At 64.2% G+C, this 20,376-nt stretch carries 23 protein-coding genes and 1 tRNA gene; 13 read left to right on the top strand and 11 right to left on the bottom strand.

Annotation, left to right across the window (positions count from 1 at the left end; all coding sequences use genetic code 11):
- The first annotated feature begins 123 nt into the window (after positions 1-123).
- Positions 124-531: a hypothetical protein gene (locus tag C8N43_RS14440; protein WP_107846479.1), complete on the top strand. Its 408-nt coding sequence runs from the start codon at positions 124-126 to the stop codon at positions 529-531.
- Between the two features lie 9 nt (positions 532-540).
- On the opposite strand, the gene C8N43_RS19645 is transcribed toward C8N43_RS14440, so the two are convergent.
- Positions 541-624: transfer RNA gene (locus tag C8N43_RS19645), tRNA-Tyr, on the bottom strand.
- Between the two features lie 94 nt (positions 625-718).
- Between C8N43_RS19645 and rlmB the strand changes: the two genes are divergently transcribed.
- From rlmB to C8N43_RS14455, 3 genes are all read left to right on the top strand, one after another.
- Positions 719-1,495: a 23S rRNA (guanosine(2251)-2'-O)-methyltransferase RlmB gene (gene rlmB / locus C8N43_RS14445; protein WP_107846480.1), complete on the top strand. Its 777-nt coding sequence runs from the start codon at positions 719-721 to the stop codon at positions 1,493-1,495.
- A 12-nt stretch (positions 1,496-1,507) separates the two neighbouring features.
- Positions 1,508-1,816 (top strand): hypothetical protein, encoded by a 309-nt coding sequence (locus tag C8N43_RS14450; RefSeq protein ID WP_107846481.1) that lies wholly within the window; start codon positions 1,508-1,510, stop codon positions 1,814-1,816.
- Positions 1,817-2,019: 203 nt separating this feature from the next.
- Positions 2,020-2,493: a CoA-binding protein gene (locus C8N43_RS14455; protein WP_107846482.1), complete on the top strand. Its 474-nt coding sequence runs from the start codon at positions 2,020-2,022 to the stop codon at positions 2,491-2,493.
- 102 nt (positions 2,494-2,595) lie between these two features.
- Here the strand turns inward: C8N43_RS14455 and C8N43_RS14460 are convergent, their stop codons facing one another.
- The gene (locus tag C8N43_RS14460) at positions 2,596-3,009 is read right to left on the bottom strand and encodes a VOC family protein (protein ID WP_107847263.1); all 414 of its coding nucleotides are present in this window, start codon (positions 3,007-3,009) and stop codon (positions 2,596-2,598) included.
- A 75-nt stretch (positions 3,010-3,084) separates the two neighbouring features.
- On the opposite strand from C8N43_RS14460, the gene C8N43_RS14465 reads away from it, so the two are divergent.
- Both C8N43_RS14465 and C8N43_RS14470 read left to right on the top strand, forming a co-directional pair.
- Positions 3,085-4,377: an O-acetylhomoserine aminocarboxypropyltransferase/cysteine synthase family protein gene (locus C8N43_RS14465; protein ID WP_107846483.1), complete on the top strand. Its 1,293-nt coding sequence runs from the start codon at positions 3,085-3,087 to the stop codon at positions 4,375-4,377.
- A 111-nt stretch (positions 4,378-4,488) separates the two neighbouring features.
- Entirely contained in the window at positions 4,489-7,107 is a 2,619-nt protein-coding gene (locus C8N43_RS14470) for a hypothetical protein (RefSeq protein ID WP_107846484.1), read from the top strand.
- On the opposite strand, the gene mgtE is transcribed toward C8N43_RS14470, so the two are convergent.
- Positions 7,104-8,495, bottom strand: coding sequence for a magnesium transporter (gene mgtE, locus C8N43_RS14475; protein ID WP_107846485.1), 1,392 nt, complete (start codon positions 8,493-8,495; stop codon positions 7,104-7,106). The genes C8N43_RS14470 and mgtE overlap by 4 nt on opposite strands.
- 115 nt (positions 8,496-8,610) lie before the next feature.
- Here mgtE and guaD point away from each other — a divergent pair, with 115 nt between their 5' ends.
- Together guaD and C8N43_RS14485 are read left to right on the top strand one after the other, a co-directional pair.
- A complete protein-coding gene (gene guaD / locus C8N43_RS14480; RefSeq protein ID WP_170114427.1) occupies positions 8,611-9,900 on the top strand; it encodes a guanine deaminase in 1,290 nt (429 codons plus the stop codon).
- On the top strand, positions 9,888-10,274 hold the full coding sequence (locus tag C8N43_RS14485) for a hypothetical protein (RefSeq protein ID WP_107846487.1): 387 nt from the start codon (positions 9,888-9,890) through the stop codon (positions 10,272-10,274). Before guaD ends, C8N43_RS14485 begins: the two co-directional genes overlap by 13 nt.
- Before the next feature lie 12 nt (positions 10,275-10,286).
- On the opposite strand, the gene C8N43_RS14490 is transcribed toward C8N43_RS14485, so the two are convergent.
- The 4 genes from C8N43_RS14490 to C8N43_RS14505 are packed head-to-tail and all read right to left on the bottom strand — an operon-like array spanning position 10,287 to position 13,246.
- A complete protein-coding gene (locus C8N43_RS14490; protein ID WP_107846488.1) occupies positions 10,287-10,742 on the bottom strand; it encodes a CAP domain-containing protein in 456 nt (151 codons plus the stop codon).
- 10 nt (positions 10,743-10,752) lie between these two features.
- Positions 10,753-12,096 carry an 8-oxoguanine deaminase gene (locus C8N43_RS14495; protein ID WP_107846489.1) on the bottom strand — a complete coding sequence of 448 codons (1,344 nt, stop codon included), beginning with the start codon at positions 12,094-12,096 and terminating at the stop codon, positions 10,753-10,755.
- The gene (gene hisN / locus C8N43_RS14500; protein WP_107846490.1) at positions 12,089-12,886 is read right to left on the bottom strand and encodes a histidinol-phosphatase; all 798 of its coding nucleotides are present in this window, start codon (positions 12,884-12,886) and stop codon (positions 12,089-12,091) included. The genes C8N43_RS14495 and hisN overlap by 8 nt, the downstream gene beginning before the upstream one ends.
- Before the next feature lie 51 nt (positions 12,887-12,937).
- Positions 12,938-13,246, bottom strand: coding sequence for a helix-turn-helix domain-containing protein (locus C8N43_RS14505; protein WP_107846491.1), 309 nt, complete (start codon positions 13,244-13,246; stop codon positions 12,938-12,940).
- A gap of 150 nt (positions 13,247-13,396) precedes the next feature.
- Here C8N43_RS14505 and C8N43_RS14510 point away from each other — a divergent pair, with 150 nt between their 5' ends.
- Positions 13,397-14,356 (top strand): NADPH:quinone oxidoreductase family protein, encoded by a 960-nt coding sequence (locus C8N43_RS14510; protein ID WP_107846492.1) that lies wholly within the window; start codon positions 13,397-13,399, stop codon positions 14,354-14,356.
- On the opposite strand, the gene C8N43_RS14515 is transcribed toward C8N43_RS14510, so the two are convergent.
- Positions 14,353-15,222, bottom strand: coding sequence for a LysR family transcriptional regulator (locus C8N43_RS14515; RefSeq protein ID WP_107846493.1), 870 nt, complete (start codon positions 15,220-15,222; stop codon positions 14,353-14,355). The two genes, C8N43_RS14510 and C8N43_RS14515, sit on opposite strands and share 4 nt — an antisense overlap.
- A gap of 122 nt (positions 15,223-15,344) precedes the next feature.
- Between C8N43_RS14515 and C8N43_RS14520 the strand changes: the two genes are divergently transcribed.
- Positions 15,345-15,551 (top strand): DUF1127 domain-containing protein, encoded by a 207-nt coding sequence (locus C8N43_RS14520; RefSeq protein ID WP_107846494.1) that lies wholly within the window; start codon positions 15,345-15,347, stop codon positions 15,549-15,551.
- A gap of 334 nt (positions 15,552-15,885) precedes the next feature.
- The gene (locus C8N43_RS14525; RefSeq protein WP_107846495.1) at positions 15,886-16,608 is read left to right on the top strand and encodes a Bax inhibitor-1/YccA family protein; all 723 of its coding nucleotides are present in this window, start codon (positions 15,886-15,888) and stop codon (positions 16,606-16,608) included.
- A 76-nt stretch (positions 16,609-16,684) separates the two neighbouring features.
- Here C8N43_RS14525 and C8N43_RS14530 read toward each other — a convergent pair whose 3' ends face one another.
- The 3 genes from C8N43_RS14530 to rpmG all read right to left on the bottom strand — a co-directional run bounded on the left by C8N43_RS14530 (position 16,685) and on the right by rpmG (position 17,801).
- The gene (locus C8N43_RS14530; protein ID WP_146174232.1) at positions 16,685-17,005 is read right to left on the bottom strand and encodes a hypothetical protein; all 321 of its coding nucleotides are present in this window, start codon (positions 17,003-17,005) and stop codon (positions 16,685-16,687) included.
- A 67-nt stretch (positions 17,006-17,072) separates the two neighbouring features.
- Positions 17,073-17,564 (bottom strand): GNAT family N-acetyltransferase, encoded by a 492-nt coding sequence (locus C8N43_RS14535; RefSeq protein ID WP_107846497.1) that lies wholly within the window; start codon positions 17,562-17,564, stop codon positions 17,073-17,075.
- A 69-nt stretch (positions 17,565-17,633) separates the two neighbouring features.
- Positions 17,634-17,801 carry a 50S ribosomal protein L33 gene (gene rpmG / locus C8N43_RS14540; RefSeq protein ID WP_011454349.1) on the bottom strand — a complete coding sequence of 56 codons (168 nt, stop codon included), beginning with the start codon at positions 17,799-17,801 and terminating at the stop codon, positions 17,634-17,636.
- 224 nt (positions 17,802-18,025) lie between these two features.
- Here rpmG and ggt point away from each other — a divergent pair, with 224 nt between their 5' ends.
- A complete protein-coding gene (ggt, locus tag C8N43_RS14545; RefSeq protein ID WP_107846498.1) occupies positions 18,026-19,771 on the top strand; it encodes a gamma-glutamyltransferase in 1,746 nt (581 codons plus the stop codon).
- Positions 19,771-20,316, top strand: coding sequence for a P-loop NTPase family protein (locus C8N43_RS14550; protein WP_107846499.1), 546 nt, complete (start codon positions 19,771-19,773; stop codon positions 20,314-20,316). Before ggt ends, C8N43_RS14550 begins: the two co-directional genes overlap by 1 nt.
- Positions 20,317-20,376 lie beyond the last annotated feature (60 nt).

Raw genomic sequence — 20,376 nt, forward strand, 5'->3', positions numbered from 1 at the left:
CTCGGCGCGACCATAGGGCGAAACCTGCGCCCTCGGAAGTCGCCCCGGGTGAGGATTTGCGAAAAGTTTGCCTAAAGGACGCAGCGGGCCGATACTGGCCGCATTGCCGCCCGGAGACTTGATATGCGTGCCTTGATTTTCGCCTGTGCTCTCGCCCTGCCTTTGCCCGCTATGGCGAATGATTTCACCACCTCCGCCGGGGTGAAGCCGATCCTGGAGCTGATCCGCCCGCAATGGATCGCGATCAGGCCCTACGAGGGTCAGGACCTGCTCTACATGACGACGCTACTCACCTATCGCTGTGGGATCGAGCAGATCCGCTTTTCCTACAATGGCGGCGATCTGCAGGTGTGGGAGGGGGAGCCATGCTACCACGGCGAGGCCTCGCCGATGGCGCTGAAAATGGAAAACCATCTGCCCTATGCCGTAGCCCCGCTCGACAGTTTGCAGAACGTGACCATCAACCTGCTGTTCGATGACGGAACGACGCTGGAGCAAAGCTACACGCGCGCCGAGGTGCAGATCAACTGAGAGGGAAAGTGGTGGGCGACCCTGGAATCGAACCAGGCGTGCGTCTCCGCGAGGGAGTTACAGTCCCCTGCCACACCTTGCGGCCTGTCGCCCACTGGCGGGTGGGATATAAGCCGGGCCAAGCCCCGTCAATATCAAAACTCCCCGCAACTTGCGCTTTTGTGCGCCAGATGATCTAGACGCCCGCATGAAGCAGAAAAAACCCACCTGGGTCATCCAGAAAGAGCGCGACAGGCGCGCTGCCGCCGCCGAGACCGTGTGGCTGTTCGGCATTCACGCCGTGCGCGACGCGCTCGTCAATCCGATGCGCGAGCGCCTGCGGCTGGTGGTCACCAAGAACGCCCATGACCGATTGGCCGACGCGATTGCCGCCTCTGGCATGACGGCGGAAATCTCTGATCCGCGCAAATTCGCAGCGCCGATTGATCCGCAATCCGTGCACCAGGGTGCGGCCTTGGAGGTCAAACCGCTCGATTGGGGCAACCTGACCGACCTCTGCGCACCACGGGGGCAAAATGCCCGCGTGATTCTGCTGGACCGTGTGACGGACCCGCATAACGTGGGCGCGATCCTGCGCTCGGCGGAAGTCTTCGGCGCGCGCGCCGTGATCGCGCCCCATCGCCATTCGGCGCCAGAGACCGGCGCGCTGGCCAAAACGGCGTCCGGCGCGTTGGAGCGGCAGCCCTATCTGCGCATCAAGAACCTTGCGACCACGATGGAGGCCCTCAAGGAGATGGGCTACCTAATGGTCGGGGTCGATGCGATCGGAGAAGGCACGCTGGCTGATCTGGCGCAAGACCAGCCGATCGCGCTTGTCCTTGGGGCCGAGGGGCCCGGCCTGCGCGACAAGACCAAGGAAACCTGCGACGCACTCGCCCGGATCGACCCGGCGGGTCAATTCGGCTCGCTCAACGTTTCAAATGCGGCGGCCGTGGCCCTATATGCTGTGGGCAAGCCCAGCTGAAGGACACCGCCCATGCGCCCGCAGATCAAACTCGCCACTTGCTGCTATTGCAGCGCGCGCACGATGTTGAAGCCCACTGCGCGCGACGGCCATGAGCTGGCCTGCGGGTCGTGCGGCGCACCGCTTCATGAGATGAAATGGCTCAAATCGCCCGAGCCAGCGGCCCCGAAGCGCAAGGGTGCCAAGCCCGCACCGCGGCCCACACCCTACCGTGCAGAGCAGGCGCGCTACGAGAAGCCGCGCAAATACAAGAAGCGAAAGCCCTTCTGGCGCAAGGCGCTTGAAGAGGTCTGGGACGAGATCGAGGATATCTTCGACTGACAGGGGCCGCTCGGGCCTGTTCACAAGTTTGTAAGACAGCTGGAAACTGCGGCTTGGCACACCCATCTCATGTGTACAGGCGCAGCACCGGAACTGCAGCGCCTATTTTCACTGTCCCTCGTTCCGCGACTTAGCGCCCGTGGCCCCCCCGCCATGGGCGCTTTTTTCTTTCCCTACCGCTCGCTCCCTTGCATATATGCGCCATGGATTACACCGATGCGCATCTCAAAAAGATACTCCAGACCACAAAGGTCGTCGCCTGCGTCGGTGTATCGATGAACCCGGTGCGGCCAAGCTACTACGTCGCGCGCTATCTCAGCCTGAAAGGCTTCACCGTGATTGGCGTGAACCCGGGCCACGTGGGCAAGATGCTGTTCGGCCAACCCATTGCGGCCAGCCTGTCGGACGTTCCGAACGGGGCAAAGGTCGATATGGTTGATATCTTCCGCCGTCCAGAGGCTGTGCCGGGCATTGTGGACGAGGCGCTAGATTCCCTGCCGGACCTGCGGACCATCTGGATGCAGATCGGGGTCACCCATGAGCAAGCCGCCGCGAGGGCGGAGGCGCAAGGGATCACCGTCATTCAGGATCGCTGCCCGAAGATCGAATACCAGCGGCTATTTGGCGAGCTGCGGATGGGCGGCTTCAACACCGGCGTGATCTCGTCGCGGCTGTGATCCAATCGTGCGCTGACGCGCGCGCGATCTATTTGTGCTCTTGGGAGGTTTCACCTCCCGCCGCACGGGCACCCCACCAGAGTATTTCCGACCAAATGGAGATTAATGCGCGAAGACACCCTTGAGGTCGCGGAAGCCCTTGATCTCGATCGGGTTACCCGACGGGTCACGAAAGAACATGGTCCATTGCTCGCCGGGCGCGCCCTCAAACCGGACCGAAGGGGCCAGGACCCAATCCGTACCCGCGGCCTCCAACCGGTCGGCCAGAGCGCGCCAGTCATCGTAGCCCAGAACGAGCCCCAGATGGGGCATGGGCACCATGTGATCGCCCACCTTGCCTGTCAATGCGTTCTCAAAAGGCGTGCCCAGATGCAGCGACAGTTGATGCCCGAAGAAGTCGAAATCGACCCAGGTGTCGGTTGAGCGACCCTCGGTACAGCCGAGGACGCCGCCATAGAAGGCACGGGTCTCGTCCAGATCGGTGACGTGATAGGCGAGATGAAACGGGGTCAACATGAACATGACTTTCACAGCATTGTGGCCCGCCTGCCAAGCCTCTAATGTCCGCGCAACGAAATAAGGGAGACCTCCATGTCCGACACCGAAAGCTACGGCTTCGACACGCTGCAAATCCACGCAGGCGCCCGCCCCGACCCTGCCACAGGCGCGCGGCAGACGCCGATCTATCAGACCACGGCTTACGTGTTTCGCGACGCGGAGCACGCGGCGGCGCTGTTTAACCTGCAAGAGGTGGGCTACATCTATTCGCGCCTGACCAATCCCACGGTGGCCGTGCTGCAGGAACGCATCGCAACGCTGGAAGGTGGCGTCGGCGCGGTGTGTTGCTCGTCCGGCCACGCGGCGCAGATCATGGCGCTCTTCCCGCTGATGCAACCGGGCTGCAATGTCGTGGTCTCCACCCGGCTTTATGGCGGCACGGTCACGCAGTTCAGCCAAACGATCAAGCGCTTCGGCTGGGAAGCCAAGTTCGTCGACATGGACGACACCAAGGCGGTCAAGGCCGCGATCGACGACAAGACCCGCGCAGTCTTTGGCGAGGCCATCGCCAACCCCGGTGGCTACATCATGGATGTGCGCGCCATTGCCGACATCGCCGATGAGGCGGGCGTGCCGTTGATCATCGACAACACCACCGCCACGCCCTACCTCTGCCGCCCGATCGAGCATGGCGCGACGCTGGTGGTGCACTCGACCACGAAATACCTGACCGGCAACGGCACAGTGACCGGCGGCTGCGTTGTCGATAGCGGCAAGTTCGACTGGCAGGCCTCCGACAAGTTCCCGTCGATGTCCGAGCCCGAGCCCGCCTATCACGGCCTGAAATTCGCCGAGACCTTCGGCCCGCTGGCTTTCACCTTCCACAGCATCGCCGTGGGGCTGCGCGACCTGGGCATGACGATGAACCCGCAGGCCGCGCATTACACGCTGATGGGCTGCGAGACGCTGTCTTTGCGCATGGAGCGCCATGTCGAGAACGCCGAGAAGATCGCCGAGTGGCTGGAGAAGGACGACCGGGTCGACTTCGTGACCTATGCCGGGCTGAAATCCTCGCCCTATTACGAGCGCACCAAGACCGTCTGCCCGCGCGGCGCGGGCGGGCTGTTCACCTTCGCGGTCAAAGGCGGCTACGAGGCCTGCGTGAAGCTCGTCGACAGCCTCGAGATCTTCTCTCACGTGGCCAATCTGGGTGACACGCGCTCGCTGATCATCCACTCCGCGTCGACTACCCACCGCCAGCTCACCGCCGAGCAGCAAGAGGCCGCCGGTGCCGCGCCCAATGTGGTCCGCGTCTCCATCGGGACCGAGGACGTGAAAGACCTGATCGCCGATCTTGACCAGGCGCTCACCAAGGCCTGCACTTAAGCCGTCAGCCGCCCCGGCCGGTCCGGGGCGGTTTAACTTTCTTCCCGGGCGGTTCTGCGATATCCTTTGCGTGTCAGGAGCTTCGCGCCTGGCATCAAGATAACTGACGAAGTGGCCCCGCGCGCGATGATGCCAAATTTCGCCCTGAACATGTCCGAGGACGGCATTGCCTTGCTGCATCGTGCAGCCAATGGCGCGGGATGGGTCGAAGTGGGTCGGGTGTCCCTCGACGCCGCCGATCTGGGTGCGGAGCTGACCGCTTTGCGCGAGACGGCCGCGGCCATCGAAGGGTCGGATTTCGCCACAAAACTGATCCTGCCGCCCTCCCAGCTTCTGTATGCCGACATCACCATCGAGGGCGATCTCAGCGCCGATGTCGTGACTGCGTTGGAAGACCGCACGCCCTATTCCGTCGACGAGCTGAGCTACGACATCTCCGGCGCGCCGCCTCAGGTGCAGGTCGTGGCCGTGGCCCGCGAAACCTTGGCCGAGGCCGAAGGTTTCATCGGCCCCTACGATTTCAATCCGGTGGGCTTCACCGCAATTCCAGAGCCGGGGCATTTCAGCGGCGAGCCGAACCTTGGTGCGATGCCCTCGAGCGGGGCGGATTTCGACCCCGACCCGGAGCCGATCCGGATCATCTCGGCCGAGGAGGCAATGCCTGTCTTGGCGGACATGGAAGCCACGGCTGAAGAGAACGAGACCACCGAGCCTGTCGCGCCCGAACTCTTGGACGCCGAAGAGCCTGTGATCGCGGAAGAGGATGCGACCGAGCCCGAAGCGGCAATGGAGCCCGCGCCTGCAGAGATAGAGGCGGCGACCGAGGTCGAACCAGAGCCAGCGGTCCCAGACACGGCACCGCCCGCCGAAGAAGCATCGGCCGACGAGGAGCCCGATCTTGAGACCGCATCGGTCGAGAGCCCGCCCGGGGAAACGCCTCCCGCGGCTTTCTCATCGCGCCGCCGTCCGGTGCTTGGGCCCGCGACGGACACGCCCGGCGAACGCGTCACCTCCCGCGCGCCGCGGATTGCGATCCCCACCGACGAGACGACGAAAAGCAAGAAGTCCAAGACGCCGCCCCGCATCGAGCCCCGGATCAAGACCGGTGAGGCCGCAAAATCGAAACCCGCGCCGCCGATCATTCCACCCGCCACGCCGCCTTATGTCGCCGAGGCGGCCAAACCCGCCAAGAAATCCCCGTCGCGCATGGGGGCCGGGATTGCGGCGCTCAAGAAGCGCAAGAAGACCGTGCCGCCGGTCATGCCGTCCGCCGACAAGCCCGACCCGATTGCCGAGCTTGCCGCACGCCAAGCCGCGGGAAAGCCGCGCTTTCTGGGACTGATCCTCACCGGCATCCTGATCGTCGTGTTGCTGTTGTTCGCGGTGTTCTCGTCCTATTTGCTGCCAGATGAGGTGGCCCGGCTCTTCGGGCGCGACACGCCGCAGGAAACCGAGATCGCCATCGCGCCGCCTCCCCCGGCCACGCCCGAGGCGGTCGAGGAATTCTCACCCATTGCCGAGCCCGACGTCCCGTCCTTCATCGTTCCTGCCCCAGAGGAAATCGCGGAGGCCGAGACACCCGAGCCGGAACAGCCTGCGCCCTTGGTCATGTCGGAAACCGACGCAGAAACCGCATACGCCGTCTCCGGCATCTGGCAGCTGCCGCCCGCGCAGCGCCAACCACAGGTTGAACTGGATCTCGACACGCTCTACGAGAACACGCTCGATCCGGAGCTTGCATTCGAGGACGCGCCGGCCCTTGCCCGCTTCGATCCCGATGCCCAACGAGCCCCCACGCTGACCGCGACGCCGCCCCCGGCAGACATCCTGTTCAGCCTCGATGAGCGCGGCCTCGTGCGCCCATCGCCCGAAGGCGCGCTGAACCCGGACGGCGTACTTGTCTTCACCGGCCCACCACCTGTTGCAGCGGTGCCGCGCCCCGGACCTGCACCATTGGTTGAGACGCCGCCGGAAGACGCCGCCGAAGTGGAGCCGGCGACCGATCCCGAGACCGATCTGGTCGAGGCGGAGACCGCGGCTGTCGTAGTTGACCCGCGTCTTGCAGTCATCCGTCCCGCGCTGCGCCCCGAGGATCTGCAGGAGCGCTTCGAGCGCGCAAATCAGGGTGGGCGATCCACCGCAGAGCTTGCGCGCATCCGGCCTGAACCGCGCCCGCAATCGGCCATCGAGCAGGCCCGCGACGAAGCTATCGCCCGTGCTTTGGCCGAGGCTGAAGCAGGCGTGCAAGAAGCCGAAGCGCGCGCCGCGGCTGAGGCCGCCGCACAGGCCGAACTGGATCGCCCCACGGCGCAAGCGGTTGCCCGCTCCACACGGCCCGGTGCTCGACCGCGCAATTTCGCCCGTGTCGTGGCGCGCGCGAGAGAGGCCGCCCCTGCCCCGGCCGCTGCGGCCTCCACCGCCAGTGTCGCTCGCGCCACCGGCCCCGCGGTCGCGCGCGCCAGCCGCGCGTCACCGACCGGCACCACCCGCGCCTCCGTCGCGCGGGCGGCGACAGACAACAACGCGATCTCGCTGGGGCGCGTGGCCCTCGTCGGGGTCTTCGGCACCTCGTCAAACCGCCGCGCGCTCGTGCGCATGCCCAATGGCCGCTTTAAGAAAGTCTCCGTCGGGGATCGGGTCGATGGCGGCCGGGTCGCGGCCATCGGCGAGGGTCAGCTGAAATACACCAAGGGCGGGCGCACCCTGACGCTCGAGATGCCAAAGGGCTAGACCAGCAGCGCCGCCGCCAGTCCCAGGAAGGCGAAGAAGCCCACCACATCCGTCACCGTCGTCACAAACGCGCCCGAGGCCAGCGCGGGGTCGACGCCCAGCTTGTCTAACACCACAGGCACCAGGATCCCAGCCAAGGCGGCCACCATCAGGTTGACCACCATCGCCACGGCGATCACCAATCCCAACGCAGGCGTGCCAAACCACAATATGCCGATAACCCCCATGATCACGGCAAAGATCGCACCGTTCAACATGCCTGCCACGGTCTCCCGCCGAACGACGCGCCATAGGTTGGACCCGGTCAGATCCCGCGTCGCGATGGCACGCACCGCCACCGTCAGGCTTTGCGTGCCCGCGTTGCCGCCCATCGAGGCCACAATCGGCATCAGCACCGCCAAGGCCACGACTTGCGCCAGAATTTCCTCGAACTGCGCAATCACCAGCGAGGCCAGGATCGCGGTCGCAAGGTTCACCGCCAGCCACGGGAAGCGCTGTCGCACGGTATCGAGCGTCCGGTCCGACAGGCTTTCCTCGCCGCTAACGCCCGCGAGGCGCAGGATGTCTTCCTCCGCCTCTTCGTCCAGCACGACCATGGCGTCGTCAATCGTGATCACCCCCACCAGCCGGTTGTCCTCGTCCACTACGGGGGCCGAGATCAGATGGTATTGGTTGAACGCGTAGGCGACTTCGGACTCAGGCTGGGTCACCGGGATTGCGCGGAAGCTGTCCTCCGTCAGAGTGCGAAGCTTGGTCTGGCGCGGCGCGCCAAGCAGCTTGCCCAAGGTCACGTAGCCCGTGGGGTGATAGACCGGGTCGACCAGAATGATGTGATAGAACTGCTCCGGCAGATCGTCTTCGGCCCGCAGGAAATCGATGGCCTGGCCCACGTTCCAATCCTCCGGCGCCACGACCAGCTCGCGCTGCATCAGACGCCCGGCGGAGAACTCCGGATAGCTCAGCGCCTGCTCGACCGCGGCCCGGTCGGCATCTTCCAGCACGTCGAGAATGGCCTGCTGCTGAGCCTCTTCCATGTCCTCGACAAGGTCGACGACATCATCAGATTCCAGCTCCCGCACCGCTTCGGTCAGCACACCCTCGGGCAGGTAGCCGATCACCTCTTCGCGCAGGTTTTCATCCAGCTCCGACAGGATTTCGCCGTCGATGCCCATGGACCAGAGCGACAGCAGCGCCCGGCGCTCAGGCCCGCCGATCTGTTCCAAGAGGTCGGCAATGTCGGCGGGGTGCAGCGGCTCGAGTAGCGTGTCGAGCGTGCGCGCTTCCATCGCGTCGATCGCGTCAAGCACCTTGTCCGTCAGGCCGCGCTCCAGCGCGTATCCCTCGTCACCTTGCTCCGGAGCCTGCTGTTCTGGCGCTTGATCAGACATGGGCGGCAAACCTCTCAGCAAAGGGCGTGATGCGTCCCTGATAACCTGTCGAACGGCAAGGATATAGCCGCAATCTGCAATTCCCTTCGCGCCGTCCGCACGCTAGATGGAAGCGATGACTGCAAAGAGCCATATCCTGCTGGGCCAGACACTTAGCTTCGACGGCGACCCGTTCAATGACCCGGGTGCCCCGCGCCACGAGACCCGTGGTGCGGTCGTGGTCGAAGACGGCGTGATCACTTCCACGGGCCCCGCCGACACAATCCAGCGCCCGGCGGGCGCACAGGTGCACGACTACGGCGAAAAGCTGATCACGGCAGGCTTCATCGATGCCCATATGCACTACCCGCAGACCGCGATGATCGCGAGCTGGGGCAAGCGACTGATCGACTGGCTCAATGATTACACCTTCCCCGAAGAAGCCCGTTTCGGTGATCGCGCCTACGCACAGGAGATTGCCGCGCGCTATTTCGATCTCGCGCTCGCCCATGGCACGACGACTTCCGTCAGCTATGCGACGATCCACCCCGAAAGTGTCGACGCCTACTTCACAGAGGCCCAGCGCCGCGGCCTGCGCGCGCTCACGGGCAAAACCTGCATGGATCGCAACGCGCCCGACGATCTGCGCGATACGGCGCAAAGTGCCTATGACGACAGCAAGGCGTTGCTTGAGACATGGCATGGTCGCGACAGGCTCGGCTATGTGATCACGCCGCGCTTTTCGCCCACGTCAACTCCGGAGCAACTTGAGGCACTCGGCGCGCTCTGGGCCGAGCATACCGATTGCCTGATGCAGACCCACATCTCCGAGCAAGTCGAGGAGATCGCATGGGTGCACGACCTTTTCCCCACCGCGCGGGACTATCTCGACACCTACGAGGCCCACGGCCTGCTTGGCACCCGCGCCCTTTACGGCCATGCGATCCACCTGACCGAGCGCGAGGAAGCCCGGATCAAGGAGGTCGGCGCGGGCCTTGTGCACTGCCCCACGTCCAACACCTTCATCGGCTCTGGCCTGTTCGAGACCGCTCGCCTCAAATCCGCAGGCCATCGCGTGGGGCTTGCCACAGACACCGGCGGCGGATCGTCTTTCTCGATGCTGCGCACCATGGCCGCCGCCTACGAGCTCAGCCAGTTGCGGGGCACCGCGCTGCATCCGTCGCAGCTGATGTGGCTGGCGACCTGCGGTTCGGCGGACGTTCTCCATTTGAGAGATAAAATCGGCAATCTTGCACCGGGAATGGAGGCCGATCTCGTGGTGCTTGACCTGCACTCCACAGCTGCTATTGCCCAACGCGCCGCCCGTGCAAACGATATCTGGGAGGCCGTCTTCCCAACCATCATGATGGGCGACGATCGGGCCATTTCGGCCGTGTGGGTAGGAGGTAGACCATGTCTGGATTGACGGCGTATCGGCGCATTCTGGCAATTGCCTTCCTAATGATCGGTCTGATCTCGATCTTCGCGCCCGCCCGGTTTGCCAGCCTCTACGGCCTCGATTTTGCCAGCCCGGTTGGTGCTGCCAGCCTTGCCGCGATCTTGGGCGGCGGAGAGCTGGCAATCGGTCTGGCGTTGGCCGCGCCGCGCTATGTCGGGCTGACTGAGACGGGCATCATTCGGTTCGTGGCGTTGTTGCTCGCTTGTGTCGCGGCGACACGGCTGCTTTGGCTTGCGGTCTTCGGTGTCTGGTCCGTCGGCATCCTCGCCGAGCTTGCGCTAGAGCTTATCGTGATCGGCCTTGCGATCTGGCTCCTGCGTGGACGGACTGTGCCGGCCTGAGCGAGGGACTGCTCAGCACCCGTCGCGGCCGAAGACCAGAACCCAGTGATTTCCGGGTCCCCGGGCGGCCCCGAACGCCCGCGCCTCACGCGACAGGTTATTGCGGCGATGCCCCGGGCTTGCCATCCAGGACGCCATGGCCGCGGCAGCGCTCGGCTGGCCTTGGGCGATGTTTTCGGCGACGTAGCAATACCCAAAGCCTTGCGCCTGCACCCGGTCAGACACTTGCGAGCCACCGCTGCCGGTGTGGCTGAACCGACCCGTGCGCGCCATATCCGTGGCATGCGCCTGAGCTGCCGCAACGAGCCGCGCGTCGCGCGCAAGCGGCGGAAGCCCTCGCGCCGTCCGCTCCGCGTTCAGCAAAGCGCCGAGTTCGCCCTGCGTGGCGACTGGCACTGTGACGACAGGCTCCTCTGGCGTACACCCCAGAAGGACCGTGAGTAGAACTGTACCAAGGAACATCCGCATCGCAGCTCTCCTACAGGCTTTCGGCCAGCTTCCCGGCCAGCGCGTTTTGGCGCGCGATTGTCGCCGACAGGTCGAGCGTTTCAAATTGGCCGTCGCGGATCACCACGCGGCCTTCGACAATCAGATCCCGCACGCGGGTCGGACCAGCCAGCAGCAAGGCGGCAGGATCCCATGACCCCGCGCTCTCGATGCCGCTGACATCCCAGATCGCGATATCGGCGCGGTAGCCCTCGCGCAGCTGCCCACATTCGCCGCCACGACCCAGCACTTGTGCGCCGCCGCGGGTCGCAATTTCGAGCGCCTCGCGCGCGGCCATCGCATCTGCCCCGCGTGCGACGCGCTGCAACAGCATCGTCTGCCGGGCCTCCGCCACCAGATTGCCCGCGTCATTCGAGGCCGAGCCATCGACGCCCAGGCCGACCGGCACGCCCGCATCGCGCATCGCCCGCACCGGAGCGATGCCCGAGCCGAGCCGGCAATTGGAGCACGGGCAATGGGCCACGCCGGTCTTGGTGCGCGCGAACAAATCAATCTCGCGGCCATCCAGCTTGACGCAATGGGCGTGCCAGACGTCATCCCCGACCCAGCCCAGATCTTCGGCGTATTGTCCGGGGCGGCAGCCGAAGGTCTCCAGCGAGTAGGCGATGTCTTCGTCATTCTCTGCCAGATGAGTGTGGAGCATCACGCCCTTGTCGCGCGCCAGAAGGGCCGTTTCACGCATCAGGTCGCGCGACACCGAGAAGGGCGAACATGGCGCGAGGCCCACCCGCACCATCGCACCTGCGCTGTCATCATGGAACCGGTCCACCAGCCGGATGCAATCGTCGAGAATTGCGCGCTCATCTTCGACCAGATCATCGGGCGGCAGGCCACCGCCGCTCTCGCCAATGGACATGGAGCCGCGTGTCGCGTGAAAGCGCAGGCCGACCTCGCCCGCCGCGGCAATCGTGTCATCAAGGGTCGCGCCACCGGGATAAAGATAAAGATGATCCGAGGTCATCGTGCAGCCCGACAGTGCCAGCTCCGCCAACCCGACCTTGGCCGAGGTAAAGATCTCCTCCGGCCCGAACCGCGCCCAAATTGGATAGAGCGTCTGCAGCCAGCCAAATAGAAGCGCGTCCTGCCCGCCGGGCACCGCGCGTGTCAGCGTCTGGTAGAGATGGTGATGGGTGTTAACCAAGCCGGGTGTGACGACGCAGCCCGCTGCGTTGATGGTGGTGCCGGTGCTCTCGAGCCCATGACCGACGCCCACAATGACACCATCGCGCACCCGAATGTCCGCATCCGCAAGCTCTTGGCGCGCGTCGTTCATAGTCAGGATCGTGTGTGCCCCGCGGATCAGCAGCTCAGACATGACGGGCCAGAATTTCAAGTACCGCGGCGTGCATTTCGGGCGAGGCAGCGGCCACCGCCGTGCCCCCCTGATCCGCGGGCGCGCCCTGCCAGTCGGTGACCACGCCCCCGGCGGCCTCGACGACGCCGATGGGGCCTTGGATATCGTAGGGTGCGAGCCCCGCCTCGATCACCAGATCAATCTGGCCCGCTGCCAATAAAGCATACGCGTAGCAATCCATGCCGTAGCGCGTCAGCCGACAGGTCTCTGCGACCTCACGGAACGCGGCTGCCTGCGTGGCGGTGCCCACTTCGGGGAAGGTGGTAAAGATCGTGGCATCCGCCAGCGTTTTGCAGCCCGATACTTGCAAGGGCCCGTCACTATGCGGACCTTTGAAGCTGGCCTGTCCCAGACCCCCGAGAAAGCGCTCGCCGATATAGGGCTGGTCGATCAGCCCAAGGATCACCCGCGTGCCGTCGTGCAATCCGACCAGCGTGCCCCATGTGGGCGTGCCCGAGATGTAGCCGCGCGTGCCGTCGATCGGGTCAAGCACCCATGTCAGGCCAGAGCTGCCCTGTTTGGTGCCGTATTCCTCGCCCAGGATCGCGTCCTGCGGCCGCTCGCGGTCCAGGATATCGCGCATCGCCTTCTCGGCCGCGCGGTCTGCCACGGTGACGGGATCAAACCGGTCCGCCTCCTTGGAGCTGGTATCAAGCCCGGAGCTCCGGAAATAGCGCAGTGTCTCGCCACGGGCGGCATCGGCCAGCCGGTGGGTGAGCGCCACCAGTTCCGTCTTGTCGATCTCTCCCATGCTCCGCCTCCGCTGCACCACGTTCTCTTGTGACGCGCGGGGCGCGCGGGATCAAGCGTCCGCGCTCTGCTCAGGCGCGCGGCGCGGCGTAGCTGGCGCGGCGCGCACGAAGCTGGCCGCCCCGTCCGGTGCGCCTTCCGCCTCGTCCAGCCCATCAAAGAAGTATGATACCGGGACATCCATGGCCTGCGCGATATCCCAAAGACGCGAGGCGCTGATGCGGTTCGCGCCCGTCTCGTATTTCTGGATCTGCTGAAACCGGATGCCCAGCGCATCGGCCAGCTCGGACTGGGTCATGCCGACGAGCCATCTTTGATGACGCAGGCGTTTGCCCACGTGAATGTCGACGACATGTGCCATGCCCAGCTACTCCATTGTCCGTTCCCGACTCTGTGCGCAAGAAAGCAAACAATTCCTTAACACAGGCGCGCCTTTCGTCGGGGAAGCGGTGGCCTCTGCGGACAGGCTTGGCTAGGCTCGCCCGCGACACCGTCCCACGAAGGAGCCCCCATGCGCGCGTTTCAGGTCACCGCTCACGACACCCCGCCCAGCCTGCAAGATATCCCGCGCCCGGCGCCCGGCCCCGGGGAGGTCCTGCTCGACATCGCGGCCTGCGGGTTGAATTTCGGCGACCTACTGATGGTCAAGGGCACTTATCAGGAGCGCCCCGATCTGCCCTTCACGCTCGGAATGGAGGTCGCAGGCACAGTGGCAGAGGTCGGCGAAGGCGTGACCTCTCCCTCCGTCGGCCAGCGTGTCGCGGTATTTGGCGGCCATGGCGGGCTGGCGGAGTGTGGTGTCTACAAAGCCGCGCTCTGCGTCCCGCTGCCCGAGGCGATGAGCTTCGAGCATGCGGCGGCTTTTCAGGTGGCCTATTCCACCAGCCATGTCGCACTGGATTACCGCGCGCAGCTGAAGCCCGGCGACACGCTGCTGGTCACCGGGGCCGCCGGCGGCGTGGGCCTGACGGCGGTCGAGCTTGGAAAACTCATCGGTGCCACGGTGATTGCTGCGGCGCGTGGCCCGGAAAAGTTGGAAATCTGCAAGAAGGCCGGGGCCGATCACCTGATCGACACCGACAAGGACGACCTGCGCGAGGTGGTCAAATCCTTGGGCGGCGCGGACGTGGTCTATGACGCGGTCGGGGGCGATCTGTTCAAGGCCGCCCTGCGCGCCTGCAAGCCCGAGGCGCGCGTGCTGACGATCGGTTTTGCATCCGGCGACGTGCCGCAAATCGCGGCCAATCATATCCTGGTCAAGAACATCAACGTGATCGGCTTCTACTGGGGCGGCTACCTGACGTTCAAACCCGAGGTGCTGACCGACAGCCTCAAGACACTGGCGGGCTGGTACACCGAGGGCAAGTTGCACCCGCATATCAGCCACACTCTGCCGCTCGAGCAGGCCGGCGAAGGGCTGGAGCTTTTGCGCTCCCGCCGCTCCACCGGGAAGGTTGTGATCACCACTTAGGCGGCGGCGATCTTGCGATCCGCACCATAGGCTTCGTGTATCATGGCGCGCAGGGCCGACAGAACCGGGTCCTCTTTGCTTTGCAGATACAGCGCGATCTGGGTTTTTCCCGGGTCCGGCAGCGCACCGTCATGGGGGATCGGCGCGGTCTGGCGCGGATAGACCCCGGTGATCGCCGCATGCACGCCGAGATCGGCACTGACCACGGCCTCGACCGCGTTGTCGAGGTCGGAGTAGACCACCGGCTCCCATGCCACGCCCACATCATCAAGTCGCTTCAGGACACCGGGGCGGAAGATACAGTTCGTGCAGAACGCGACAGGCAACGGCCGTTGCTTCCACGCGGTGCCGCCTTCAGCCCCAATCCAGACCAGTGGCAGCTCCACTAGCGCTTCGCCCCCCGGGCCGGGTTGCTCTTCGGTGGTCAGGATCGCGTCGCACTCGCCGCGCCCGAACATCTCGCGCAAGCGCATCGTGGGGGCCGAGACCAGCTTGATCTGGACCCGCGGGAAATCACCCGCAAAGCGACGCAGGATAGGTGGAATGTAGGGATATATGATGTCATGGGGGACACCCAGACTGATCTCGCCCTCGTATTCCTGCGCGGTCAGCTTGGTGTAGATCTCGTCGTTGAGCGCCAGCATCCGTCGTGCGTAGCTCAGCAGTTGCTCCCCTTCCGCGGTCAAGGACACCGAGCGGTTTGAGCGGTCGAGCAGGGACACATCCAGCGCCTCCTCTAGCCGCTTGAGCTGCATCGACACCGCAGATTGCGTGAGATGCAAATGCCCGGCCGCCTTCGTCACGCCACCACTATCGGCAACGGCCACGAAGGAACGCAGGGAGGTTAGATCGAGATTTCGGGGCATATCAATCTCCGTGATGAATTATCTCAAAACCATTCATTTCACATATGAAGCATATGGCTCCATATATATCAACATAAATGATCCTTACATGGATTTTCATCACAGAACCGAAAGATAGACCCATGACCGATTTCACGTCCTCCGCCGCCGCATCCCGTCCCTCGCGGGCCCGTGGCATCAGTCTCTTGAGCTACCTCGCGCTGTATCGCCAACGTCGGGCCCTTGCCGCACTCGACGAAGATCGCCTCGCCGATCTTGGCCTGAGCCGGTTCGAGGCCGATGCGGAGGCAAGACGCCCGATCTGGGACGCGCCCGCCCATTGGAAGTGACTGCGCTTCGGCCAATGCAACCTCGCGCAAAAGGCCCAGTCGGAGAGCACTCGGCCGGGCCTTTTTGCGACGCAGGTCACTGATTGGGTACGCAGCTGTAGCCGTCATCGGCGGCGTTCTGCCGTCACTCGAATGCGCGCTATTTCATCGCATTTCGTCAACAAAAACACCAAAATCGCCGCGGCTGTGCCCGTTTAGTCGAATTGGTCAGAATTTATGACGAAAACAGTGCGGAATATCTTGAAATAGCGGGTCCATTGCCCCATTTTTCTAAGCATACCCGGCTTGGGATGTCCCCGCGCCGCTAGAGACTTGCCTGAAAGGGAGTGCTTACATGGCTGAATACGAGACGATGCAGTCGGCGGGCGTAGGAACGCGGTCCGCTGCCATCGACGAGGGCCTCAAGGCCCATATGAGTAAGATTTACGGACTGATGTCCATTGCGATGCTGATCACTGGTGGTGTGGCATTCGTCGTTGGCAACAACGATGCGATGCTGGCAGCCATCTTCGGCACGCCGCTGAAATGGGTTGTGATGTTCGCCCCGCTGGTCGTGGTCTTCGCCTTTGGCGCGATGATCAACAAGCTGTCGGCAGGCGCCGCGCAGCTGGTCTTCTGGGCCTTCTCCGCGCTGATGGGTCTGTCCATCAGCTACATTTTCGCGGTCTACACCGGCCTGTCGATCGCTCAGACCTTCATGACCACGGCGATCGCCTTCGCGGGTCTCAGCCTCTACGGCTATACCACGAAGAAGGACATCTCCGGTTGGGGGTCGTTCCTGATCATGGGCGTGATCGGCCTGATCGTGGCCTCGATCATCAACATCTTTGTGGGCTCTGCCGCGATCCAGTTTGCGGTGTCGGTCCTCGGTGTGCTGATCTTCGCAGGCCTGACGGCCTATGACACGCAGCGTCTGAAGAACGAGTACATTCAGATGGCGAATTACGGTCAGAGCGACTGGCTTGCGAAATCCGCGATCATGGGCGCCCTGAGCCTGTACCTGAACTTCCTGAACATGTTCATGTTCCTGCTACAGTTCATGGGCTCGCGCGAGTAATTGCAACACGCCAGACAAACGAAAAGGGCCAGCTTCGCGCTGGCCCTTTTTTTAATTGCGGTCCGGTGAAGGGTGTTTAGATGCCGCGCGCCTGTGCCCGGGCCTGCGCCGGTGTCAGCGTGCCATTGGTAATGAACTCGCCCGTGCGGGACGAGGCCGTGCCCTGGCGGACAGTGCGCACCTGGCTTGTTCCGACAGCCGCCCGTTCACGGTCTGTGAAGACCGAATAACCGCTCGGGGCCGGGAAGACACCCGGCTCGCCGCGGGCGGCGCGGGCTTGAAATTCGACTTTGCTGCTTGGCCCGAACTCGGCGCCGGTCAGCCAATCATTGTGCACGCCGCGCTGGTCAGAGCACGCGGCCAAAGCAAGAATCGGTAGTATCAGTAGTTTTTTCACGGTCTATACCCCCAAGATATGGTGGGGAGGGTAAAGTGGTCGTCCGAGTCCATCAAGCAAATTCCCGCTAAAAGTCGAGCTTCATTTGAACGGCCGGAAAATCAATGCCGCCGCGCAAAGGAACCGTGATTTCACCCAAGGCCAAGAACCCCATCGCGGCATAGAACGGCACCGCCGTCCTGGTCGCCTGGCACGCCATCTGCACCGCACCCGCCGACCGGGCCTCGAACAGGACCCGCTCCATCATCGCGCGCCCGATGCCTTGGCGCACGCGGGCCGGATCGGTGACGACATGGCGTACATGCGCCACGCCCGGACGTAGCGATGCACCACCGGGGGCCGCCATGCTCCAGCCGCCCGCCCCCACAAGGATCGCGCCATCAAAGACGCCGTAATAGGTGCCAGAGGTCACCAACCCAGGCTGCGCCCGACTGATGAGCGGCAAGGCGGTCACCAGCACCGACGCAGGATAGTCCGGCTTCAGCAGCACCGGGTAGGCGCGCGCCAGCAGCGCGTCAACTGCGGGAATATCGGCACGTGTCGTGGGGCGGATGTCCATGGTCCTCTCCAAACGCAAAAAGCCGCGCTCTAGGGCGCGGCTTTCTCAAATTCGTCGAAGGGGGCGATCTTACTTGATCTTGCCTTCTTTGTATTCGACATGCTTGCGCGCAACGGGGTCGTATTTGCGTACGACCATCTTCTCGGTCATGGTGCGGGCGTTTTTCTTGGTCACGTAGAAGTGGCCGGTGCCTGCGGACGAGTTCAGGCGGATTTTGATAGTGGTTGGCTTCGCCATCTCACGTCTCCTCATGGGGGGCCGAACATCTGTCGCCAGCCCGGAAATTCACTAGAACCCGCCTTCTAAGGGTCTGCGCGCGCCTGTCAACCGAGAAAGCGTGCCAGGCAGCCCCGATCGGCGGCAACCCGGCGCCCGGCCGGGGTAGGTCAGTCCGCACTTGCCTTTGGCTTCCCTTGCGTCATCCTGTGACGTATTACCCTGAAGCTGAAGGACCCATGCCCATGCGTCTCGCCCCCCTTGCCCTATTCGCCTTTGCCCTGCCCCTGCATGCCCAAGAGGCTGCGGATGCCTTCGCGCCAGAGGCCGCCACCGCCCAAACGACAAAAGACGCAGGCGCGCCCGCCGAGGCGTCGAAATGGATGGTCGCAGCCGCTAACCCGCTGGCCGTGCGCGCCGGCGCGCGGGTGCTCAGCCAGGGCGGCACCGCCGCCGATGCCATGGTCGCAGTGCAGGCCGTGCTTGGACTGGTCGAGCCGCAAAGCTCTGGCCTGGGCGGTGGCGCGTTTCTGGTTTGGTATGACGCAGAGACCGGCGATCTGACCACGCTCGACGGCCGCGAGACCGCGCCGCTGGAGGCCACGCCAAGGCTGTTTCAGGACAAGAACGGCGAGCCGCTGAAATTCTTCGACGCCGTGGTCGGCGGGCTTTCGGTCGGCACGCCGGGGACGCCCGCGTTGATGGAGGCCGCCCATCGCCGCTGGGGCGGGCTTGCCTGGCCCACGCTCTTCTCCGAGGCGATCACGCTGGCCGAGGATGGGTTCGCCGTCTCGCCGCGACTTGCGGCTCTTGTCGCCAGTGATCAGGAACGCCTCACCCGCTTCCCCCGCACCGCCGCCTATTTCGTCCCCGAGGGCGCGCCGATCGCCGAGGGCAACACGCTGCAAAATCCCGCCTATGCCGAGACGCTGCGCGCGATTTCCGCAGATGGCGCTGACGCGTTCTACTCCGGCGAGATCGCCGCGGGCATTGTCGAAACCGTACGCGGGGCCGCGGGCAATCCCGGTGTGCTGTCCATGACCGACCTGTCAATCTATGAGGTCAAGGAACGCGCGGCGGTCTGCGTCACCTATCGCGCCCATGATGTCTGCGGCATGGGCCCGCCGTCTTCGGGCGCGCTGACCGTTGGGCAGATCCTGGGCATGCTCGAAAGCTCCGATTTGGCCGCTTTGGGCGCCGAGAACCCGGAAAGCTGGCGGCTGATCGGCGATGCCTCCCGCCTCGCTTTCGCAGATCGCGGCCGCTACATGGCCGATAGCGATTTCGTGCCCATGCCGACCAAGGGGCTCGTGGACCCGGAATATCTCACGGGGCGCGCGCAGGCGCTCAACACCGACAAGGCGCTGACCGAGGTCAGCCCGGGCGAGCCACCTTTTGATCACGCGCTGCTTTGGGCCGATGACGAAAGCCTTGAGCTGCCCTCGACCTCCCACATCTCCATCGTGGACCAATATGGTAATGCGCTGTCGATGACGACCACGATCGAGAACGGTTTTGGCTCGCGGCTTATGGCCCCGGGCGGCTTCCTGCTGAACAACGAGCTCACCGATTTCTCCTTCCGCAGCCACGACAACGGCGTTCCCATCGCCAACCGGGTGGAGCCGGGCAAGCGCCCGCGCTCTTCAATGGCGCCCACGATCGTGATGAAGGACGGCAAGCCCGCGATGGTGGTGGGCAGCCCGGGCGGATCGCGCATCATCGGCTATGTGGCCAAGACGATCATCGCGCATCTGGACTGGGGGATGGACCCACAGGCGGCGGTCGCCATGCCGCATCTGGTCAACCGCTTCGGCACCTATGATATGGAGGATGGCACGACCGCCACCGGCTTCACCGATGCGCTGACAGAACTGGGCTTCGAGACCAACGCCCGCGCGCTGACCTCGGGTCTGCATGCGATTGCGATCACGCCGGAGGGCTTACGCGGTGGCGCGGATCCCCGCCGCGAAGGCATCGCCATAGGCGAGTAATGCGGCGGGTCATGATCATCGGCCAGCCGGGCTCTGGGAAATCGACCCTGGCCCGACAGATGGGCGAGATCACCTTTCTGCCGGTCGTCCATATCGACCATATCCACTGGAAGTCCGGCTGGATCGAGCGTCCGCAGGAGGAGAAATCAAGGTTATGCGAAGACGTGCACGCGCGCGATGCGTGGATATTTGAGGGCGGCTACTCCGCGACATGGTCCTCCCGGATGCAACGCGCGGACACGCTGATCTGGATCGACCTGCCCCTGCCGCTGCGCGCCTGGCGGGTCTTCAGGCGCACCGCGCTGAGCTACGGGCGCACCAGACCGGATCTTCCCGACGGATGCCCCGAATATTTCAGCGCTGAGTTCTGGCACTATATCTGGCGCACCCGCCACACGGCACGTGCGGGTTGCGCCAACCTATTTGCGTCCTGCCCGGAGACAAAAGACCGCCACCATTTGCAATCCCCGCGCGCGGTGCAAAACTACCTGTCCCATCTGACAGAGGCGCTTTCGGTGGGACATCTCGGCATCCCACACCGATAGGCACGCGCTTCTTTTGCGGCGATCTGTCTTTCTTTGTTCCAAAAATACGGATGGCGCGAC

The sequence above is a fragment of the Litoreibacter ponti genome, assembly GCF_003054285.1.
Taxonomy (GTDB): Bacteria; Pseudomonadota; Alphaproteobacteria; order Rhodobacterales; family Rhodobacteraceae; genus Litoreibacter; species Litoreibacter ponti.

Bases quoted from the DNA above. Each gene is read 5' to 3' on its own strand.
- C8N43_RS14460 (WP_107847263.1), bottom strand. From the start codon at position 3,009: ATGTTGACCCCGTTTCATCTCGCCTATCACGTCACCGATCTGGACGAG.
- rlmB (WP_107846480.1), top strand. From the start codon at position 719: ATGAAGCAGAAAAAACCCACCTGGGTCATCCAGAAAGAGCGCGACAGG.
- C8N43_RS14455 (WP_107846482.1), top strand. From the start codon at position 2,020: ATGGATTACACCGATGCGCATCTCAAAAAGATACTCCAGACCACAAAG.
- ggt (WP_107846498.1), top strand. From the start codon at position 18,026: ATGCGTCTCGCCCCCCTTGCCCTATTCGCCTTTGCCCTGCCCCTGCAT.
- C8N43_RS14495 (WP_107846489.1), bottom strand. From the start codon at position 12,096: ATGTCTGAGCTGCTGATCCGCGGGGCACACACGATCCTGACTATGAAC.
- C8N43_RS14485 (WP_107846487.1), top strand. From the start codon at position 9,888: ATGTCTGGATTGACGGCGTATCGGCGCATTCTGGCAATTGCCTTCCTA.
- C8N43_RS14515 (WP_107846493.1), bottom strand. From the start codon at position 15,222: ATGCCCCGAAATCTCGATCTAACCTCCCTGCGTTCCTTCGTGGCCGTT.
- mgtE (WP_107846485.1), bottom strand. From the start codon at position 8,495: ATGTCTGATCAAGCGCCAGAACAGCAGGCTCCGGAGCAAGGTGACGAG.
- C8N43_RS14505 (WP_107846491.1), bottom strand. From the start codon at position 13,246: ATGGCACATGTCGTCGACATTCACGTGGGCAAACGCCTGCGTCATCAA.
- C8N43_RS14490 (WP_107846488.1), bottom strand. From the start codon at position 10,742: ATGCGGATGTTCCTTGGTACAGTTCTACTCACGGTCCTTCTGGGGTGT.
- hisN (WP_107846490.1), bottom strand. From the start codon at position 12,886: ATGGGAGAGATCGACAAGACGGAACTGGTGGCGCTCACCCACCGGCTG.
- C8N43_RS14465 (WP_107846483.1), top strand. From the start codon at position 3,085: ATGTCCGACACCGAAAGCTACGGCTTCGACACGCTGCAAATCCACGCA.
- C8N43_RS14535 (WP_107846497.1), bottom strand. From the start codon at position 17,564: ATGGACATCCGCCCCACGACACGTGCCGATATTCCCGCAGTTGACGCG.
- guaD (WP_170114427.1), top strand. From the start codon at position 8,611: ATGACTGCAAAGAGCCATATCCTGCTGGGCCAGACACTTAGCTTCGAC.
- C8N43_RS14550 (WP_107846499.1), top strand. From the start codon at position 19,771: ATGCGGCGGGTCATGATCATCGGCCAGCCGGGCTCTGGGAAATCGACC.
- C8N43_RS14525 (WP_107846495.1), top strand. From the start codon at position 15,886: ATGGCTGAATACGAGACGATGCAGTCGGCGGGCGTAGGAACGCGGTCC.
- C8N43_RS14510 (WP_107846492.1), top strand. From the start codon at position 13,397: ATGCGCGCGTTTCAGGTCACCGCTCACGACACCCCGCCCAGCCTGCAA.
- C8N43_RS14520 (WP_107846494.1), top strand. From the start codon at position 15,345: ATGACCGATTTCACGTCCTCCGCCGCCGCATCCCGTCCCTCGCGGGCC.
- C8N43_RS14450 (WP_107846481.1), top strand. From the start codon at position 1,508: ATGCGCCCGCAGATCAAACTCGCCACTTGCTGCTATTGCAGCGCGCGC.
- rpmG (WP_011454349.1), bottom strand. From the start codon at position 17,801: ATGGCGAAGCCAACCACTATCAAAATCCGCCTGAACTCGTCCGCAGGC.
- C8N43_RS14440 (WP_107846479.1), top strand. From the start codon at position 124: ATGCGTGCCTTGATTTTCGCCTGTGCTCTCGCCCTGCCTTTGCCCGCT.